Source organism: Amycolatopsis jiangsuensis, from assembly GCF_014204865.1.
In the GTDB taxonomy this organism is placed as follows: Bacteria; Actinomycetota; Actinomycetes; order Mycobacteriales; family Pseudonocardiaceae; genus Amycolatopsis; species Amycolatopsis jiangsuensis.
Window position 1 is genome coordinate 5,197,350 of sequence record NZ_JACHMG010000001.1, and the last position, 17,862, is coordinate 5,215,211.

Genomic DNA, 17,862 nt, shown 5'->3' on the forward strand with positions numbered 1-17,862 from the left:
CCGTGTCCGCCGGTGCCCGTAGTAGTGGTGCCCATTTCGTGGTGGGATTCAAGTGAGCAACCTGGTCGCCCAGCAGAACGCGGTGACGGAACTGATGCGAGTGTCTCCTCTGGCCGACGAGCTGGCGGAGCGGTTCGCCCGTGCCGGCCACAGCCTCTACCTCGTCGGCGGCAGCGTGCGTGACGCGCTGCTCGGGCGGCTCTCGGCCGATCTCGACTTCACCACCGACGCCCGGCCGGACCGGGTGCTGGGGATCGTCAGCGAATGGGGAGACGCGGTCTGGGACGTCGGCATCGCGTTCGGCACGGTCGGGGTCACCAAGAACGGCATGACCCTCGAGATCACCACGTTTCGCGCGGACAGCTACGACCGGGTGGGCCGCAATCCGGAGGTCACCTTCGGCGACACCATCGAAGGCGACCTGCTGCGCCGCGACTTCACCGTCAACGCGATGGCCATCGACCTGGTCACGAAGACGTTCATCGATCCGCACGACGGGATGGACGCGCTGCGGCTGCGGGTGCTCGACACGCCCGCGACGCCGCAGGAGTCGTTCGCCGACGATCCGCTCCGGATGATGCGTGCCGCGCGGTTCTCCGCCCAGCTCGGCTTCACCCCCGCGCCGCGGGTGGTGGAGGCGATGACGTCGATGGCAGGGGAGATCGAGCGGATCACCGCCGAGCGGGTGCAGGCGGAGCTGTCCAAGCTGCTGCTCGCCGACGATCCGCGGCCGGGTCTGGAGCTGCTGGTGGACACCGGGCTGGCCGACCACGTGCTGCCCGAACTGCCGGGGATGCGGCTCGCGATCGACGAGCACCACCAGCACAAGGACGTCTACCAGCATTCGCTCACCGTGCTCGCGCAGGCGATCGACCTGGAGCGGCGGCACGAACCGGCGTCGGAGCCGGATCTGGTGTTGCGGCTCGCGGCGCTGCTGCACGACGTGGGCAAGCCGGCCACGCGCGAGTTCCAGCCGGGCGGTGGCGTCAGCTTCCACCACCACGAGGTGGTCGGTGCCCGGATGGCGCGCAAGCGTTTGCGGGCGTTGAAGTACTCGAAGGAGATCGTGGAGGCGGTCTCCCAGCTGGTGTTCCTGCACCTGCGGTTCCACGGCTACGGCGGTGGCGAGTGGACCGATTCGGCGGTGCGTCGTTACGTGACCGACGCCGGTGAGCTGCTGACCCGGCTGCACAAGCTCGTCCGCGCCGACTGCACCACGCGCAACCGGCGCAAGGCGGCCGCGCTGCAGGCGACCTACGACGATCTCGAGGCACGCATCGTGCGGATCCGGGAGCAGGAGGACCTGAACCGGGTCCGCCCGGACCTCGACGGCAACGAGATCATGCGGCTGCTCGGCTTGGCGCCGGGCCCGCAGGTCGGGCGTGCCTGGAAGTTCCTCAAGGAGCTGCGGCTGGACCGCGGCCCGCTGGAGCACGAAGAGGCGGTGGCCGAGCTGAGGAAGTGGGCCGCGGCGGAGGGCATCACCCCGGCCGGCTGAGTTCCACGGCGACGTGCGGGAACTGCCGGGACAGGCCGGTGCTGGTCCGGATGGCGGAACGAGGATGACGTGGGTGCTGTTCTGACCGGGGTTGCCGGGGCGCTGGCCACCTTCCGCGCCGGGGACACCGCGGGGGCCGCCGAGCTCGCCGGACAGTCCGGAACACGGCTCGGCGCCGAGCTGGCGACCTACCTCGGCTCCGCAGGCTCGGGTCCGGTGTACGACCAGCCGGCCGGGTTCACCGCGTTCATCCGCGGCGGTGGCAACGTGCCGCTCTACGAGCGGTTGAGCGACGAACTGGCCGCGCGGTACGACCGACTGCGCCCGGACGCGCTGCTGGACCTCGGGTGTGGTGACGGACTGGCGGTCGTCCCCGCGTTGTCACGCGCGCGGTTCCGGCCGGCGCGGATCGACCTCGTCGAACCGTCCGAAGCACTGCTCGACCAGGCCGAAGTACCTGGGGCGCAACGCTTTGCGACGACCGCGCAGGGCTTCCTCGCGACGCATGGTTCCACGTGGAACCTTGCGCAGTCGACGTTCGCCCTGCAGTCGATCCGGCCGGACGATCGCGCGGACGTACTGCGCTCACTGTGCCCGCGGACCGAGCGGCTGCTGCTGGCCGAATTCGACGTGCCGGCGTACGACGAGGGATCTCCCGCGCACCTGCGTTCGCTGGCCGAGCGGTACGAACGCGGCGTCGCCGAGTACGGCGACCAGGCTTCCCTTGTCGCCCAAGGCTTCCTGCTGCCCGTGCTGCTCGGCCTGGTGGCCGGTGCGGACCGGACGAACTGGGAACACCCGGCGGCGGACTGGGCCGCGCAGCTGGACACCGCGGGGTTCACCGACGTGACCGTGACCCCGCTCGTGGACTACTGGTGGTCGCCCGCGGTCCTGATCACCGCCCGCGGTTCACAGCCGGGCTAGCGCCCCCGCCTCCACGTGCTGTGCGATCGGCCGCGGCAGCAGGTACGCGGTGGCGCCGCCGGGCTGCGGACCCCACGGCGCGGTCACCCCGGTGAGCACCCGGATCGTGCGTTGCACGCGGTATTCGTGCCGCTCGCGTTCCCGGTCCGCGGTCAGCGAGGTCTCGACGAACCGCGTGCCCGCCGCGTGCACGAGGTTCCCCTTGTCCCCGCCGAACCGGACGACGGTGGTTCCCGCGGGCAGCGCGACCAGGCGCTTGCTGCGGTAGAACGACAGCGGCGGCTCGCCGCGCAGCGGCAGGATCGGCCAGTCGGCGGGCTGGTCGGATTCGGCTCCGTCGGCGGCGGTCGGCAGCATCAGCAGCGTGCCGAGCAGGTACCGCGCCGCCTCGGCGAGCGTGCCGAACGCGATCGGCTCCACCGACGGCGGACGGGAGACCTCCCAGCGGTTGTCGGCCCGGCGCAGCGTCCACACGCCGTCGGCGGGCACCTCGTTCGCGCCGATCCGGTACGCCGACGCCGGAACGCCGTACTCGGTGAGCCGCTGCTGCAGCACCGTCAACGTCTCGGCCGCACGCAGCGGCCGGCTCGGATCACCCTCGCGCAGCGCACGGGCGAGCGGGCTGGTGTCCGGCAGCTCGGCCTCCGACCGCGGTGGCCGAGGCCGTCCGAGCACGTCCGCCTCGGCACTGGCCCGCACCAGTTCGCGGACCAGCGGCGGGCGGAACCCGGCCGCGCGGATGTGCTCGACCAGCTCCGGCTCCGGCGGAACGCCGTACTTGCGCAGGTAGTGCGGCACCGCGGCGGGCCAGATCCAGGTGCCGTCGGTGTGGAAGGCCTGCGGCACGTCCGGCGGTGCGCCGGGCGGGGCGAACAGGTCCGGCTGCGGGGCCGGCCGGTGCAGCACGACCGGCGAGCGGAACAGGTAGTCGAGTACGCCGCGCACCTGGTCCGGCGGCACCGGCGGCCGGTTGACGACCGGCCGCTCCCCCTCGTTGTGCCCGTCGACCACGCGAGCCTGCCGGAAGACGAGGTCGATCGGCAGCCCGGCCCTGGTCGCGAGCCACTCCGGCAGCTGCTTCGGCGTACGGGGGAACCGGGCCAGCTCGATCTGGTAGGACTGCGGCGCCGGACGTCCGCCGTCGTTCGGCGGCAGCCGCCAGTCCGGCTCCCGGTCGGCGTCGAAGTCGAAGTCGAACTGCGATTCGTTGTCGAGGGTGAAGGTGCCCTGGAACCAGGTGCCGGTCTCCGGCTGGTACATCGCCGCGCGCAGTCGCGCGAACAGCGAGCTGAGCCGCGGCGGGGCGGCCAGCGCCACCGACACCGGGCCGTTCTCGTCGCCGATCGCGCGCACCTCGAGCTCGGAGTAGTCGCCGACCTGTCGGAACTGCGCGGCGACCTTGGTCCAGCCACCGGGCACCGTGCGCAGGCCGCGGCCGATCGCACGCAGCAGCTTGGCGTGGTCGCCGCCGGCCGTCTCCGGCTTCGGTTCCGCGTAGTCGTGGCGGGTCTGCCACAGCCCGGTCAGCTGCTTCGTCGGCACCGTCACCGAGAACTCGGTGAGCCCGAGCTGGGCGGCCCGCACCGGATCGTGCCGGGTCCAGCGCAGCGTCAGCTCGGTCCCGGCGCCCGGCGCGACCTCGAACAGCTCGTCCTCGTACTCGCCATGACTGCGCAGGTCGAACGGCGCCGGCACCTCGTTCGCGAGCACTACGCGGGCCGGGCGGCCCTCGTGCTCGCGGTCGAAGCCCTCGGGTGCTTCCTCGCCCGGCAGTACGGTGAGCAGCAGCGTCCCGTCGGTGGTCGAACGCTGGGCCGCGAACGTGCGGTCGTCCAGCGTGACGTACAGGCCGTCAGGGCGTTCGCTTGCCTCAACCCGGTAACGCACTCCGCTTCCTCCCCGAAATCCCCCGCATGAGCGGCACCGAACTTAGCCGAGACCGCCGTTTCCTGCCCGGTCGGGTGATCTCGGTCAGTGCCGGGGGTAACGCTGCGACCACGTCGCACCGAGCTGCTGCAGTGCCGAGCGGCGGTCGAAGTGCCACAGCGCGTCGGTGGCCAGCTGTTCGATCAGGTGGCGCAGCTCCAGCTGGTCGATCCACGGGGCCGGCAGGCCCGCGATGCCGACCCTGGCGCCGAGCAGCGCCCCGGTGAGCGCCCCGGTGAGCGCGCTGCGTCCGGAGTGGTTCACCCCGCGCAGCAACGCCTGTTCCGGATAATTCTCGAACCCGGACAGCGCGGCGAACGCGCGGCCGAGCACGGACAGGGTGGTGTGCCCGTCCCCGATCAGTTCCGGCATCCGCAGGTCCGGCAGCCCGTGTTCGCCGAAGAACGGCACCGCCTCCTCCACCATCGCGCGTACCGCGTCCCACTCCGGACCGGACTGCGGATGCTCATCGAGGACCTCGCGGGACAGGTTCCACACCGGGTAACTGAACGAATCCTTGGTCAGCGCGTGCTCGAACAGCCAGGCCAGGTAGCCGGCCGCGGCCAGATCGTCCTCCTGCCGATGCGTCACGGCGACCAGATCCCGTACCACCTGGCCGATCCCGCCGCTGAACCCGGTGCCGGGCCCGGCCGCGGTGAGCACCGCGGGCAGCGCCCCGACCAGCGCGGCAGGCCCGCTCATCGGACTCGCCTGCGGCGCCCGCGTGACCAGCGCGTGGTAGGCGTTGAGCTCGGCGTCGTCGGCGCCGCGCCGGACGTGCAGCTCGGGCACCTTCACCAGCCAGCCGTCGGTGTTCTCCAGCGGCGCGCCCTGGGTGTGCAGCCAGCGCAGCAGCGCCCCGCGCACGACGCCGGGGAAGAGCTTCTCGACCTCGCGTGACTCCGGCTGTTCCCGGTGCGGGCTGCGGATCACCGCCTCGGTGTAGAACAGCAGCCGCTGGGTCAGCGAGCCGATGCGGCCGGGCTGGTCGAACGCGACCGGTGGTCCGGTGACGCCGTCCGGGCCGAACCGCGCGACGATCTCGTCGAGCCGGAGCCGGTCCACCGCCGTGCCCAGCGCTTCGCCGAGCGCGAACCCGGCGTACGCCCCGGCCACGCGCTGCCAGCCGTAGCGGAAGTTCTCCAGCTCCGGCAGCGGGTACTTGCCGAAGGTGTCCAGCCGCGGCACGACGCGCCCGTCGTTGTCCCAGGACGGGGCCAGGCCGTTGGCGCTCAGGTCGTTCGGCTTGCTGCGTGGTGGCTCGGGATGCTCGAGACGCCGGAGCCAGGACTGGCCGATGACCGTCTTGCGGCATTCCTCGGCGGTGAGCTCGAAACCGTGCCGCCGGGCTCGTTCCGCGCCGGTCGTGGGCAGTTCCACCGGTGCGGTCAGTCCCATCCGCTCCGCGGTGTCCGCGGCGAGGGTTTCCAGTTCCCGCTCCGCCTCCGGGCAGCGGCCGTGCCGGTCGACCCGCGGTTCGCCGCGGGGGAAGCGCTGGGCGACGTCCGCGAGTTCGGCACCGGTGACGTCCTCGAAGGTGGCCGGACCGCCGTTGATCACCAGGTTCGGCGGATGCTCGAACTCGGCGAGCGTGGCCAGGTCCACGTGCCACCAGGCGTGTTCGCGCGCGGGCAGGTGCCGCGTCGAGCTGAACACCCGCAGCTCGTTGCGTTCCTCGGAGAAGTAGAACCGGTCGGTCGAACCGGTCGTGACGTCCAGCGGCACGAACACCTCGCAGCGCAGCAGCCCGATCAGCAGCTGCTCGCGGGAAAGCCAGCCGACGCTCGCGAACGCCAGCAGGGTTTCCAGGGTGTTCTCCGGCTTCGGGTAGCCGCGGCGGATCGGCCCCGCCCGGTACTGCGGGTTCTCCCGTTCGTCACCGGTCTGCTGGCCGTCGTTGTCCACCTTCACCCAGCCGGCGACCGCGGGCAGCGGCACGCCCAGCTCGCCGAACCCGGCCTTCACGTACTCCGGGTCCACGACCTCGCGCCAGCTCTCCTGCCCGGGGTAGGCCACCGGGGTGCTGAGCCCGCCCGGGTTCGGATGTGCCTGGCGCAGCTCACCGTCGGGTTCGCGGACGAGCACCGCGGGCGGCGGGAAGAGTTCCTTGTCCGGCCGCCCGTCGTCGAGGAAGGCGACGGTGTTGTAGGGGATCGACCAGCCTTCCGGCACCCGCAGCACGCGGGCGTGGTCGACGCGCAGGCCACCGGGGCCGGCGACCGTGGGGCCGTGCACGGCCTGCAACCACTTGCCGACCTTGTCCATCGCTTCCGCCGCTTCCACCTACTCGATCCTCTCCAGGCTTCCGTCGGACTCGTGCTCCGCGATCGGCTTGGGCAGTACGTAGGCCACCGCGCCACCCGGCAGGTTCGCCCAGGGCACCGTGACGCCGGTGATGACGTGCAGTGACCGCCGGAGCCGGAAAGTGCTGGTCACTCGCTCTCGTTCGAGTGGCAGTGACGTCGTGGCGAACCGTACCCCGCGCAGGTGAACCAGGTTCCCGGGTTCCTCCCCGAATCGCAGGACGACGGTACCTGCCGCCAACCGGGTGGGTCTCTTGTTCCGCAGCAGCGTGAGGGGAGGGTCACCCGGCACGGGCTGGACGGGCCAGTCGGCGAGTTCCTTCGCCGTCTCCAGCGGGGTTTCCCGCCCGCCGGTGGCCCGGGCCGGGTGCATCAGCAGCGCACCGAGCAGCTGCTGCGCGGCCGTGGTCAGGTCCGGGAAGTGCCGGCCGGTGCCGTCCGGCGACGTCACGGCCCAGCCGGACGCGTCCTCCTCGAGACTCCAGACTCCGGCCACGCGGTCGCCGAGCCGGTAGGCCTGCGGCCAGACGCCGAACGAGCCGAGCCGGTGTTCGAGCAGCGCCAGCAGCTGGTCGTCGTCGAGTACCGGATCGGGGTCGGTCTCCAGTTCGGCGGCCACGTCGGCACCGGTCGGCTCCAGGTCGGCCGGTTCGGGCCGGGGACGCGGACGGCCGGCGAGGTCGGCCTCGGCGGTCCGGCGCAGCAGGTGCGCCACGTGTGGCGGCTGGAAGCCCAGGTCGCGGATGTGCGCGACGAGCTCGGGCTCGGGTGGGATGCCGTGCCGGCGCAGCTGTTCGGTCACCTCGACCGGCCAGATCCAGGTGCCGTCGGTCCGGTGCCTGTCGCCGGCCTCGGCCTCGCGCTCCAGGTACTGCAGCACGAGCGGGAGTTCGCCGGTGGCCAGTGCCGGGCGCTGCTCCCCGTCGGCGGCGGGGTGGGCGTGGCGGAACTCGAGGCCGAGCGGAAGACCGGCGCGCAGCCGCCACCAGTCCGGGATGTACTCGTCGTCGCGAGGGAACGTGGTCAGCTCGTCGCGGTAGGTGTCCGGCGCGGGCGGGGTCGTCCAGGGCGGATCGACGTCGGAGAAGTAGTCGAAGTCGAACGAGCCGTCCGGCGCGAGCACGAACCGGGCCTGCAGCCAGGTGCCGAGGCCCTGGCGGTACATGCCGGCGCGCAACGCGGTGAACCGGCGGGTGATCTCGAGGTCCGCCTCGGTGTTGCCCGGCCGGACCTCGAGGTGATCGCCGACCTGGGCGAAGCCGATCCCGGCCGGCGCGGCGGGCTCGGGCCGCCGGTCGCGCACGAGCCGGCCGATCTCGACGAGCAGAGCCTGCTGCTCGCTCTCGGTGAGCGTCGGTTCCACGGGATTCGGTGGGTTCAGGAGCCGCGGCGGCGGTTCTGCGGCAGGGCTCCCCGCGGCCGCACCCGGCGTGGCGTCGGCCGGGGGGCGGGCATCGGGTGCGCCGGGTGCGTCAGGGCCTCGGGCCGCTCCGGCGATTCGGACCGCTCCGGGACTTCGGCCAGCTGCTGTACCAGCGCCTGCACGGTGAACGCGAGCTGCGCCGGTGTGGTGCGCTCGAAGGTGTCCGGGGCGAACTCGAGCCGGCCGAGCGCGCCGGTGCCGCCCGAGGTCGCGCGGACCAGACCGTCCGGCGAGGTCAGGACGGCAGGTGCGACGTCAAAACGGCCGCGATCGTCGCCGGCAGTAGTCACGATGACCCCCGGTGTCGGTTCACTGAGTTCACTCACTCGGTCGGGTTACATAATCACCCTAAGGCCGAACAGCCGGTTACGACCCGCTCTCGCCCCAACGGTTTGCGCCAGCGAATCCGCACACTCACCATCCCGACAAAAACCGCCACCCCGGCAGCCTCCCCGACGACGACCACGGCGGACCGGGAACCGGCCGCACCGCGGGGGCGGTGTCAGCACGCCGACTCACGTCAGGACGAAAGGCTGCCCCGCCACCGACCACGCTCAGATCGGCAAGAAGGATCACCCGCGTGACCGGCCACATTCAGTTCACGAGGACGGGTCCCCCTGGGCGGCCACGCTCACGTCACGAGGACGGGTCCCCGGCGACCGGACAGGGAGACGCGGCAAGAGGGGGACCAGCGCACTCGGTCGCCTCTCGGCGGCTTGGCGCAGTGTGGCTCCAGCCGGACGGTAGTCCACAAAGGCGGTTCTTCAGTGAGCCCGGGGGACACGAAGTGCGCCGGTCCACTGTTCCCAACGAGGCAGGTGGGGCTGGTGTTCCCGTGCCGGGAGGGTTTCTCGTCGCGGGAGGTGGGATCATTGTCGGCGTGCCAGCGGACGCCGAGGTCGAACCGGGAATGCTCCTGGTCGCCGCCCCCACGATGTTCGACCCGAACTTCAAGCGGACCGTGGTGTTCGTGATCGATCACCGTGCCGAGGGCACGCTCGGGGTGGTGCTGAACCGGCCCAGCGACGTTCCGGTGCACGACGTGCTGCCCGGCTGGGGCGGGCACGTGGCGGATCCGCAGTCGGTGTTCGTCGGCGGGCCGGTGGAGAAGAAGACCGCGTTGTGCCTGGCGGCGTTGCGGACCGGGGAGACGGCGGCGAGTGTGCCGGGGGTGATCGCGGTGCGCGGCCCGGTCGCGCTGGTGGACCTGGACACCGATCCCGAGGCGCTGGAGCCGAAGGTCCGCGGCGTGCGGGTGTTCGCCGGCTACGCGGGCTGGGATTCGGGCCAGCTGGCAGGCGAGATCGAGCGGGAGGACTGGGTCGTCGTGCCCGCCCTGCCGAGCGACATCCTGGCGTCCCCGGACCACGACCTGTGGGGCCAGGTGCTGCGCCGCCAGGGCGTACCGGTGGCGCTGCTGGCCACCCACCCCGGCGACCCGCAACGCAACTGAGCCACTGCGCTCGCGGCCGGGCCACTGCGCTACGCGTCTCCCCTGCGCGCTCGGCACTCCCGCACTCTGAGCCCTGCGTTACGCACCTTTACCGCGAGCCGCGAGCCCACGCTCCGCGCGCTGACCACGGGCGGATGGCCGTGAAGGCGATCTCGAGGGAACTGGTTTCCCGGGAAGCCCTTCGCTGCACGCCCGACCAGCCGGTCGGCCCCACGAGCCGAGGTCAGGCGTCGGCGGACTTCTGCAGTACTCCGCAACCGCCCGCGCCGCAGGCGCAGCCGCTGCAGCCGGCCGGGGCGGCAGGGGCGGGCGCGGGCACTGCGAGCGCCGCTCGGGCGCCGAGGCGGGCTCCCGCGATCACCATCACGAGCAGGGCAAGCAGGCCCACGACGGCCGCCGCGACGAGACCGGCGGTGGCCGGCATGGCCAGCCCGGCCAGTCCGGCGACGACGGCGGCCGCGCCACCGGTGAGGGTCGGGATGCCGGCCACCCGGTTCGCCAGCTTGAACGCAGCTTCGCTGCGTAGCGAAGCCTCCGTGCGGACCCCGGTTCCGCCTGCCCGGGTCAGCCGTTCGCGGACGCCGAGGAAACCACCCCAGCCGACGACGGCACCGAGCACGATCGGGACGAGCGCGATTGCGAACACTCCCCGAGGATAAGCGTGACCTCCCGGCAATGTGATGGATACCCTCATCGGCTGTGCTGCAGGCCATGTCTTCGTCTCACCGCCGCCGGATGCTCGCGACCGCCGGAATCCTCGTCAGTGCGCTCCTCGTGGCTCCCCCTGCCGATGCCGCGCAGCGTCCGGTCCGGCTGCTCGGCGAGCGGATCGTGCCGAACGGGCTGCAGTTGCTGGGCAGCACCGTCGGTGGGCTTTCGTCGATCGACTACGACCCGCGCACCGGCGGATACGCCTTCGTCTGCGACGACCGTTCCGCGATCGGTCCGGCCCGCTTCTACACCGCGAAGTTCCCGGTCGGCCCGCACGGCGTCGGGCCGGTCACGTTCACCGGCACGCACCCGCTGCTGCGTCCGGACGGCACGCCCTACCCGCCGCTGACCGGCAACGATCCCGCCGCACCGCAGAACGAGCAGACGATCGACCCCGAAGAACTGCGCGTGGATCCGTGGACCGGGCACTACGTGTGGTCGCAGGAGGGCGACCGGCTGACGGATCCGCCGGGCCTGATCCAGCCGTCCATCCGCGAGGCGAGCCGCGACGGCCGTTACGTGCGCGAGCTGCCGCTGCCGGCCGACGAGCGGATGACGCCGGACGCCGGCCCGCGCCGCAACTACGTCCTCGAAGGGCTTGCCTACACCGGCTTCGGCACGCTGCTGGCCAGCGAGGTGGAGGCCCCGCTGCTGCAGGACGGTCCGCCGCCCACGCCGACGTCGGGAGCGCTGTCGCGGATGACGCTGCAGACTCGCGGCGGCCAGGTGCTCGCGCAGTACGCCTACCCGCAGGAGAAGCTCTTCGCCACGCCGGTGCCGTCCGACGGGTTCGCCGACACCGGCGTCTCCTCGATGCTCGCGGTCGACCAGGCCGATCCGACGAAGTTCCTCATGATGGAGCGTTCCTTCGTGACCGGCGTCGGCAACAAGGTCCGCGTTTACGAGGTGGACACCACCGGCGCCACGAACGTGCTGCACACGCCGTCGCTGGCCGATGCCACGCAGGTCCAGCCGGTGCGGAAGAAGCTCCTGCTCGACCTTTCCGACCTGTCCGTGTCCACGGTGGACAACATCGAGGGGCTGACCTGGGGCCCGCCGCTGCCCGGCAGCGAGCGCAGCCTGATCTTCGTGAGCGACAACAACTTCTCCGCCACGCAGGTGACCCAGCTCATCGCTGTGGCGGTCCCGTCGGAACGGCTTTGACCAGGGCGTTAAACTGACCACGTGAACATGGCTCGGCTGCTCCTTGGCCGGCCGCGCTAGCTGGGCAGGACCTGGCAGGCGCGGCGGACCCCTCATGCCCTCGAGGCTTGGGGGGTCGAGTTGTTTCTGGGAGTGGCTCGACACGGAGGAAGACGGCGATGACAGCGGCAGGCGAGACCAGCGCGGCGGAGCACCGGACCGGCGACGAGCACGTTCCGCCGTTCCGCTACACCGCGGAGCTGGCCGGGCAGATCGAACAGCGCTGGCAGGACCACTGGTCCGACCACGGCACCTACCACGCGCCGAACCCGGTCGGCCCGCTCGCCGCCGAGGGCGAGCCGGTTCCGTCGGACAAGCTGTTCGTGCAGGACATGTTCCCCTACCCGTCCGGCTCCGGCCTGCACGTCGGGCATCCGCTGGGCTACATCGGCACCGACGTGTACGCCCGCTACCACCGGATGATCGGCCGGAACGTGCTGCACACGCTGGGCTACGACGCGTTCGGCCTGCCGGCCGAGCAGTACGCGGTGCAGACCGGCACGCATCCGCGCACGACCACCGAGCAGAACATCGCCACCATGCGCCGTCAGCTGAAGCGCCTGGGGCTGGGCCACGACGAGCGTCGCTCGATCGAGACCATCGACCCGGACTACTACCGCTGGACGCAGTGGATCTTCCTGCAGATCTTCAACTCCTACTACGACGAGGACGCGCGCAAGGCGCGGCCGATCGAGGAGCTGGAGAAGGCCTATGCCGCCGGTGACCGGGCGACGCCGGACGGCAGGCCGTGGAGCGAGCTGAGCCGGGTCGAGCAGCGCAAGGTCATCGACGAGCACCGGCTGGTCTACATCTCCGAGGCGCCGGTGAACTGGGCGCCCGGGCTGGGCACCGTCGTGGCGAACGAGGAGGTGACCGCGGACGGCCGCAGCGACCGCGGGAACTTCCCGGTGTTCCGCAAGAACCTGCGCCAGTGGATGATGCGGATCACCGCCTACGCCGACCGGCTGGTCGACGACCTGGACCTGCTGGACTGGCCGGAGAAGGTCAAGTCCATGCAGCGCAACTGGGTGGGCCGCTCGCAGGGCGCGCGGGTCTCGTTCGCCGCCGGCGACGAGCGGATCGAGGTCTTCACGACCCGGCCGGACACCCTGTTCGGCGCCACCTACATGGTGATCGCGCCGGAGCATCCGCTGGTGGAGAAGCTGACCGCCGCACAGTGGCCCGGCGAGCACCCGGAAATCTGGACCGGCGGGGCCGCGACCCCCGCCGAGGCGATCGCGGCCTACCGCGCCGCGGCGTCCCGCAAGTCCGATCTGGACCGGCAGGAGAACAAGGAGAAGACCGGCGTCTTCACCGGTACGTACGCGGTGAACCCGGTCAACGGCGCGGAAATCCCGGTTTTCGTCGGGGACTACGTGCTGATGGGCTACGGCACCGGCGCGATCATGGCGGTGCCCGCGCAGGACCAGCGCGACTACGACTTCGCCAAGCTGTTCGAGCTGGACATCGTCCGCACTGTCGACCCCGGCGAGGGCTTCGACGGCGAGGCGTTCACCGGTGAGGGGCCGGCGATCAACTCGGCCAACGAATCGGTGAGCCTGAACGGGATGGGCGTCGCGGACGCCAAGAAGACGATCATCGCCTGGCTGGAGGAGCACGGTCACGGCGAGGGCACCGTGCAGTACAAGCTGCGTGACTGGCTGTTCGCCCGGCAGCGGTACTGGGGTGAGCCATTCCCGATCGTCTACGACGAGTCCGGCCGGCCGATCGCGTTGCCGGAGGACCAGTTGCCCGTGGTGCTGCCGGAGGTCGACGACTACTCGCCGAAGACCTTCGACCCGGACGACGCCGACTCCGAGCCGTCGCCGCCGCTGTCGCGCGCCACCGACTGGGTCGAGGTCACCCTGGACCTGGGTGACGGGCCGAAGAAGTACCGCCGCGACACGAACGTGATGCCGCAGTGGGCCGGTTCCTGCTGGTACCAGCTGCGTTACGTCGACCCGGTCAGCAAGGACGTGTTCTGCGCGCCGGAGAACGAGGCGTACTGGATGGGCCCGCGCCCGGCCGAGCACGGCGGCGAGGACCCGGGCGGCGTCGACCTGTACGTCGGCGGCGTCGAACACGCGGTGCTGCACCTGCTGTACTCGCGGTTCTGGCACAAGGTGCTCTACGACCTGGGGCACGTGTCCTCGAAGGAGCCCTACCGGCGGCTGTTCAACCAGGGGTACATCGAGGCCTACGCCTATACCGACGACCGCGGCGTCTACGTGCCGGCCGACGAGGTCGTCGAGCGGGACGGCAAGTACTTCCTTGGTGCCGAGCAGGTGCACCAGGAGTACGGGAAAATGGGCAAGAGCCTGAAGAACGTCGTCACGCCGGACGAGATGTCGCAGACCTACGGCGCGGACACCTTCCGGCTGTACGAGATGTCCATGGGCCCGCTGGAGCAGTCCCGGCCGTGGGCGACCAAGGACGTGGTGGGCGCGCACCGGTTCCTGCAGCGGCTGTGGCGCCTCGTCGTCGACGAGCAGACCGGGCAGCTGCGGGTCAGTGCCGACGAGGCGACCGAGGCCGACCGGAAGCTGTTGCACCGCACCATCTCCGGCGTCCGGGAGGACTACGCGGAGATGCGGTTCAACACCGCGGGCGCGAAGCTGATCGAGCTGAACAACCACCTGACCAAGTCCTACGGTTCGGGCGCGGCGACCCCGCGCGAGCTGGCCGAACCGCTGGTGCTGCTGCTGGCCCCGCTGGCCCCGCACGTCGCCGAGGAGCTGTGGAGCCGGCTGGGTCACGCGGACTCACTGGTGCACGGCCCGTTCCCGGTGGTCGACGAGAAGTACCTGACCGACGACTCGGTCGAGTACCCGATCCAGGTCAACGGCAAGGTCCGGTCCCGCATCACGGTTCCGGCGGACGCGGGCGGCGACGCGGTGCAGGCGGCCGCACTGGCCGACGAGAAGATCGCCGCGCTGGTGGGCGACACGACGCCGCGCAAGGTGATCGTCGTTCCCGGCCGGCTGGTCAACATCGTGCTGTAGCGATCCCCGTGTCCGGCCCGGGATCCCGTGGTGGGTCCCGGGCCGTTCCGTGTCCGTTGTGGACGGAGAACGCGACGGCCGAAACGCGCCGGTGCCGGCTGTCGCGAACCGCTTTCCTTGGACCAGTACAGGTTCCAGGAAAGGACGGACATGACTCTCGACGGCAAAGTGGCGCTCGTGACCGGCGGCAGCCGGGGAATCGGCGCGGCCACCGCGGTGCGGCTCGCCGAGGACGGCGCGGACGTCGTGCTCACCTACGTGGCCAACGCGGACCGCGCAGGCGAAATCGTCGACCGGGTGAAGGCGCTGGGCCGGCGGGCCCTCGCCGTCGCCGCCGATCACGCCGACTCCGCGTCGGTCACGGCGGCCGTGGACGCGGCAGTCGCCGAGTTCGGGCGGCTCGACATCCTGGTCAACAACGCGGGTATCGGCTACGTCGCGCCGTTCGCGGAGACCGGGTTGGCGGAGGTCGGCCGGGTTCTCACGGCGAACGTGCACGGCGTCTTCGCGGTCACCCAGGCCGCCGCGGCGCACCTGGGCGAGGGTGGGCGGGTGATCACGATCGGCAGCTGCGTCAGTGATCGCGTGCCGGGGCCGGGGATGGTGCTGTACGCGGTGAGCAAATCCGCGCTGACCGGTTTCACCAAGGCGCTGGCGCGGGAACTGGCACCGCGTGGCGTCACCGTGAACCTGGTGCACCCCGGACCGATCGACACCGACATGAACCCGGCGGACGGTCCGTACGCGGCGGATCAGGCGGCGATGACCGCGCTCGGCCGTTACGGCCGTCCGGACGAGGTCGCCGCCACGGTCGCCTTCCTGGCGTCCTCGGCGAGCTCATACGTCACGGCCGCGACGGTGTCGGTCGACGGCGGGCACGCCGCCTAGCGGAACTGCGTGTCACGCACGGTGGCTATTTCTTCCGCAGAACAGCGGTGGTGTCGACGTTCGCGATGGCGCCGTGCGAGTCGGTGGGGCGTAGCTCGGCGAGCGGCAGCCCGCTTTCGTCCACGAGGACGGAGTGGTGCTCGCCGGGTGCGAACGCGTGCTGTTCGCCCCACTGACGCATCGCCACGATGACGGTGAAGAGGTCGCGTCCCGCGTCGGTGAGTGCGTAGAGCTGCCGACGTCCTGACGGTGCCGTCTGCCGGTCGAGGAGTCCGCGCTCGACCAGGCGCCGGAGGCGGTCGGTGAGGATGTTGCGCGCGATTCCGGTCCGGTGCTGGAAGTCGGTGAACGAGCGCGCACCGTCCATCGCGTCGCGGATGATCAGCAGACTCCAGCGTTCGCCGACGAGGTCGAGGGTGCGGGCGACCGGGCAGGTGAGGTCGGTCCAGGGCGCCGCGTCGGCGGGGCCCGGCGGTGGTGTCATACCTACTCCCGATGAGTTGCGAAGTGAAACCATTCTGCCGTACGGTCCAGTTGGTTGCAAACTGCTACTGATTGGAGGGCTGGTGGGCCTCACGTTCGGCCGGCGGACGCTGCTCGCCACGACCTGCTCCGTCACCGTGGCGACGATCTACGTCGCACAGCCCGTACTCGCCCAGGTCGGACGCGACCTGGGGGTCCCGGAAGCGGACCTGGGATGGCTCGTGACGGCGGGACAGCTCGGCTACCTGGCCGGCCTCGCGCTGCTCGTTCCGCTGGGAGATCTGCTCGACCGGCGTAGGCTCATCGCTGCCCACCTGCTCCTCGCCGCGGCCGGCATGCTGCTGACAGCGGCCGCGACACGGCTCTGGCTCCTGCTCGTCGGACTCGCCGTCGCCGGTCTGTTCGCTGTCGTCGTCCAGACCACCGTCGCGTTCGCTGTCGATCTGGCGACGGCAACCGATCGGGGCCGCACGCTCGGGGGCGTCACTTCCGGCGTCATCATCGGGATCCTCGGCGCGCGCGTGGTCGCGGGGACTCTCGCCGGCCTCTGGGGATGGCGAAGCATCTACGCGGCACTCGCCGTGCTCCTCATCGTGCTCACGCTCTTCGTCCTGAAGCTGCTGCCGGCCGACCACCGTTCCGTCCGGACGACGTATGGCGAGAGGCTGGTCGCGCTCGGTCGTCTCTTTCGTGAGCGCCTGTTCCTCTCGCGTGGGCTGACCGCGTTCTTCCTCTTCGCTTCCTTCGGCACGCTCTGGAGCGGACTGGCGCTACCACTCGCGGCCGCACCGTGGCACCTGAGCACAGTGCAGATCGGCCTCTTCGGCATCGCCGGACTCGCGGGTGCACTGGGAGCCGCGCGAGCGGGGCGATGGGCCGACGCCGGTCGTGCCGAACTCGTCACGGGAGGCGCGCTCGTGCTCCTGGTCGCGTCCTGGCCGGCAATCGGACAGGCGAACCGGTCACTCTGGCCGGTCGTCGCCGGTGTCCTCGACTTCGCGGTCCAGGCTGTGCACGTCAGCAACCAGCACCTGCTCACCGGCGCGCACCCGCACCAGACGAGCAGCGTCGTCGGCGGCTACATGCTCTTCTACTCGCTCGGGTCCGCACTCGGAGCGACCGCCACGACCACGATGTACTCCGCCGCCGGGTGGACGGGATCCAGCGTGCTCGGAGCCGCCTTCGCGCTCTGCGGGCTCCTCGCCTGGGCCGTCAGCCGGCGGAGAGCCCCACGTCTCGGGCCAGGTCGGTGAGCATGGCCTCGAACAACACGTCCGGTTTGGACACCGGGATCGGGTAGTTGCCGAACACCTCGAGCGTGACGTGGCCGTAGAGGCGGGCCCAGAACTGGATCATCAGGTAGGTCAGCCCCACGTCCAGCTTGTCCGGCGGGATCTCGCGGCCGGACTCGGCCAGCACCGCCAGCAGGTCGCGCTGGAAGGCGACCAGGTCGTCGCGCAGCTCAGGGGGCACCACGTCGTTCGGCGGCATCACGAGGTCGTGCTGGGCCAGCACGTGCCCGGCGGTGACCAGGAAGATCCGGCCGAACGGCTCGTCGAGGCGGTGCAGCGCGCTGCCGGAGGTGGTGCCGACGCCGCCGGTCGGCGACGCGAACACCAGCGTGAACTCCTTGGTGTGCGTGATGGCCCAGCGCCGGAAGCCCTTGCAGATCGCGAACAGCTGGAGCATGCCCTCGGCCGGCAGCACCGCGATGTCGTCGGCCAGTTCGGCGGCCAGATCCGCGCACACGTCCAGGCGGAGGTTCTCGAGCAGGTCGTCGCGCGATTCGTAGTAACGGTAGAGGGCCGGCGCGGTGATCCCCAGCTCCCGGGCGATCGCCCGCAGCGTCACTGCTTCGGGACCCTGGTCGACCAGGAGCTTTCGGGCGGTCCGCCGGATGTCCTGCTCGGTAGCCGCTCGCGCGCGGCCCCTGCGCGTGGGGCTGCTCATCCCGGTATTCTAGGTCGTCACGGTGCGCGATCCCGGCAGTGGCGCGTCCGGCCGTCACCGGGCTGTGACCAGGTGGAACCGCCCGCGCCCCGCCGAAC

14 protein-coding genes are annotated in these 17,862 nt (G+C 71.3%); 7 read left to right on the forward strand and 7 right to left on the reverse strand.

From position 1 onward, the window contains the following. Nucleotides 1-52: 52 nt before the first annotated feature. Nucleotides 53-1,498: a CCA tRNA nucleotidyltransferase gene (locus tag BJY18_RS23455; RefSeq protein ID WP_184782003.1), complete on the forward strand. Its 1,446-nt coding sequence runs from the start codon at nt 53-55 to the stop codon at nt 1,496-1,498. A gap of 69 nt (nt 1,499-1,567) precedes the next feature. After that, nucleotides 1,568-2,422 (forward strand): class I SAM-dependent methyltransferase, encoded by an 855-nt coding sequence (locus BJY18_RS23460; protein ID WP_184782004.1) that lies wholly within the window; start codon nt 1,568-1,570, stop codon nt 2,420-2,422. On the opposite strand, the gene BJY18_RS23465 is transcribed toward BJY18_RS23460, so the two are convergent. The 4 genes from BJY18_RS23465 to BJY18_RS23480 all read right to left on the reverse strand — a co-directional run bounded on the left by BJY18_RS23465 (nt 2,408) and on the right by BJY18_RS23480 (nt 8,400). Then, nucleotides 2,408-4,309, reverse strand: coding sequence for a TNT domain-containing protein (locus tag BJY18_RS23465; RefSeq protein WP_184782005.1), 1,902 nt, complete (start codon nt 4,307-4,309; stop codon nt 2,408-2,410). The genes BJY18_RS23460 and BJY18_RS23465 overlap by 15 nt on opposite strands. 84 nt (nt 4,310-4,393) lie before the next feature. Then, the gene (locus BJY18_RS23470; RefSeq protein WP_184782006.1) at nt 4,394-6,631 is read right to left on the reverse strand and encodes an ADP-ribosylglycohydrolase family protein; all 2,238 of its coding nucleotides are present in this window, start codon (nt 6,629-6,631) and stop codon (nt 4,394-4,396) included. Continuing rightward, nucleotides 6,632-8,014: a TNT domain-containing protein gene (locus tag BJY18_RS23475; protein ID WP_312873934.1), complete on the reverse strand. Its 1,383-nt coding sequence runs from the start codon at nt 8,012-8,014 to the stop codon at nt 6,632-6,634. A 14-nt stretch (nt 8,015-8,028) separates the two neighbouring features. After that, the gene (locus BJY18_RS23480) at nt 8,029-8,400 is read right to left on the reverse strand and encodes a hypothetical protein (protein WP_312873935.1); all 372 of its coding nucleotides are present in this window, start codon (nt 8,398-8,400) and stop codon (nt 8,029-8,031) included. A 545-nt stretch (nt 8,401-8,945) separates the two neighbouring features. On the opposite strand from BJY18_RS23480, the gene BJY18_RS23485 reads away from it, so the two are divergent. After that, nucleotides 8,946-9,527 (forward strand): YqgE/AlgH family protein, encoded by a 582-nt coding sequence (locus BJY18_RS23485; protein ID WP_184784792.1) that lies wholly within the window; start codon nt 8,946-8,948, stop codon nt 9,525-9,527. Between the two features lie 223 nt (nt 9,528-9,750). Here the strand turns inward: BJY18_RS23485 and BJY18_RS23490 are convergent, their stop codons facing one another. Further along, entirely contained in the window at nt 9,751-10,173 is a 423-nt protein-coding gene (locus BJY18_RS23490; RefSeq protein WP_184782007.1) for an SdpI family protein, read from the reverse strand. Nucleotides 10,174-10,238: 65 nt separating this feature from the next. Here BJY18_RS23490 and BJY18_RS23495 point away from each other — a divergent pair, with 65 nt between their 5' ends. The 3 genes from BJY18_RS23495 (at nt 10,239) to BJY18_RS23505 (ending at nt 15,331) form a co-directional block, all read left to right on the forward strand. Continuing rightward, nucleotides 10,239-11,402 carry an esterase-like activity of phytase family protein gene (locus BJY18_RS23495; protein ID WP_184782008.1) on the forward strand — a complete coding sequence of 388 codons (1,164 nt, stop codon included), beginning with the start codon at nt 10,239-10,241 and terminating at the stop codon, nt 11,400-11,402. Between the two features lie 158 nt (nt 11,403-11,560). Further along, entirely contained in the window at nt 11,561-14,443 is a 2,883-nt protein-coding gene (gene leuS / locus BJY18_RS23500) for a leucine--tRNA ligase (RefSeq protein WP_246458957.1), read from the forward strand. Between the two features lie 150 nt (nt 14,444-14,593). Further along, complete coding sequence (locus BJY18_RS23505) at nt 14,594-15,331, forward strand: SDR family oxidoreductase (protein WP_184782009.1); 738 nt, start codon at nt 14,594-14,596, stop codon at nt 15,329-15,331. 25 nt (nt 15,332-15,356) lie between these two features. On the opposite strand, the gene BJY18_RS23510 is transcribed toward BJY18_RS23505, so the two are convergent. After that, nucleotides 15,357-15,815 (reverse strand): winged helix-turn-helix transcriptional regulator, encoded by a 459-nt coding sequence (locus tag BJY18_RS23510; RefSeq protein WP_184782010.1) that lies wholly within the window; start codon nt 15,813-15,815, stop codon nt 15,357-15,359. Nucleotides 15,816-15,897: 82 nt separating this feature from the next. Between BJY18_RS23510 and BJY18_RS23515 the strand changes: the two genes are divergently transcribed. Further along, nucleotides 15,898-17,067 carry an MFS transporter gene (locus tag BJY18_RS23515; protein WP_312873936.1) on the forward strand — a complete coding sequence of 390 codons (1,170 nt, stop codon included), beginning with the start codon at nt 15,898-15,900 and terminating at the stop codon, nt 17,065-17,067. On the opposite strand, the gene BJY18_RS23520 is transcribed toward BJY18_RS23515, so the two are convergent. Beyond that, nucleotides 17,027-17,764, reverse strand: a complete 738-nt coding sequence (locus BJY18_RS23520) for a TetR/AcrR family transcriptional regulator (RefSeq protein WP_184782012.1) — start codon at nt 17,762-17,764, stop codon at nt 17,027-17,029. The two genes, BJY18_RS23515 and BJY18_RS23520, sit on opposite strands and share 41 nt — an antisense overlap. Between the last annotated feature and the right edge of the window lie 98 nt (nt 17,765-17,862).

Coding starts and splice junctions, on each gene's coding strand:
- BJY18_RS23495 (WP_184782008.1), top strand. CDS start 10,239: ATGTCTTCGTCTCACCGCCGCCGGATGCTCGCGACCGCCGGAATCCTC.
- leuS (WP_246458957.1), top strand. CDS start 11,561: ATGACAGCGGCAGGCGAGACCAGCGCGGCGGAGCACCGGACCGGCGAC.
- BJY18_RS23505 (WP_184782009.1), top strand. CDS start 14,594: ATGACTCTCGACGGCAAAGTGGCGCTCGTGACCGGCGGCAGCCGGGGA.
- BJY18_RS23510 (WP_184782010.1), bottom strand. CDS start 15,815: ATGACACCACCGCCGGGCCCCGCCGACGCGGCGCCCTGGACCGACCTC.
- BJY18_RS23520 (WP_184782012.1), bottom strand. CDS start 17,764: ATGAGCAGCCCCACGCGCAGGGGCCGCGCGCGAGCGGCTACCGAGCAG.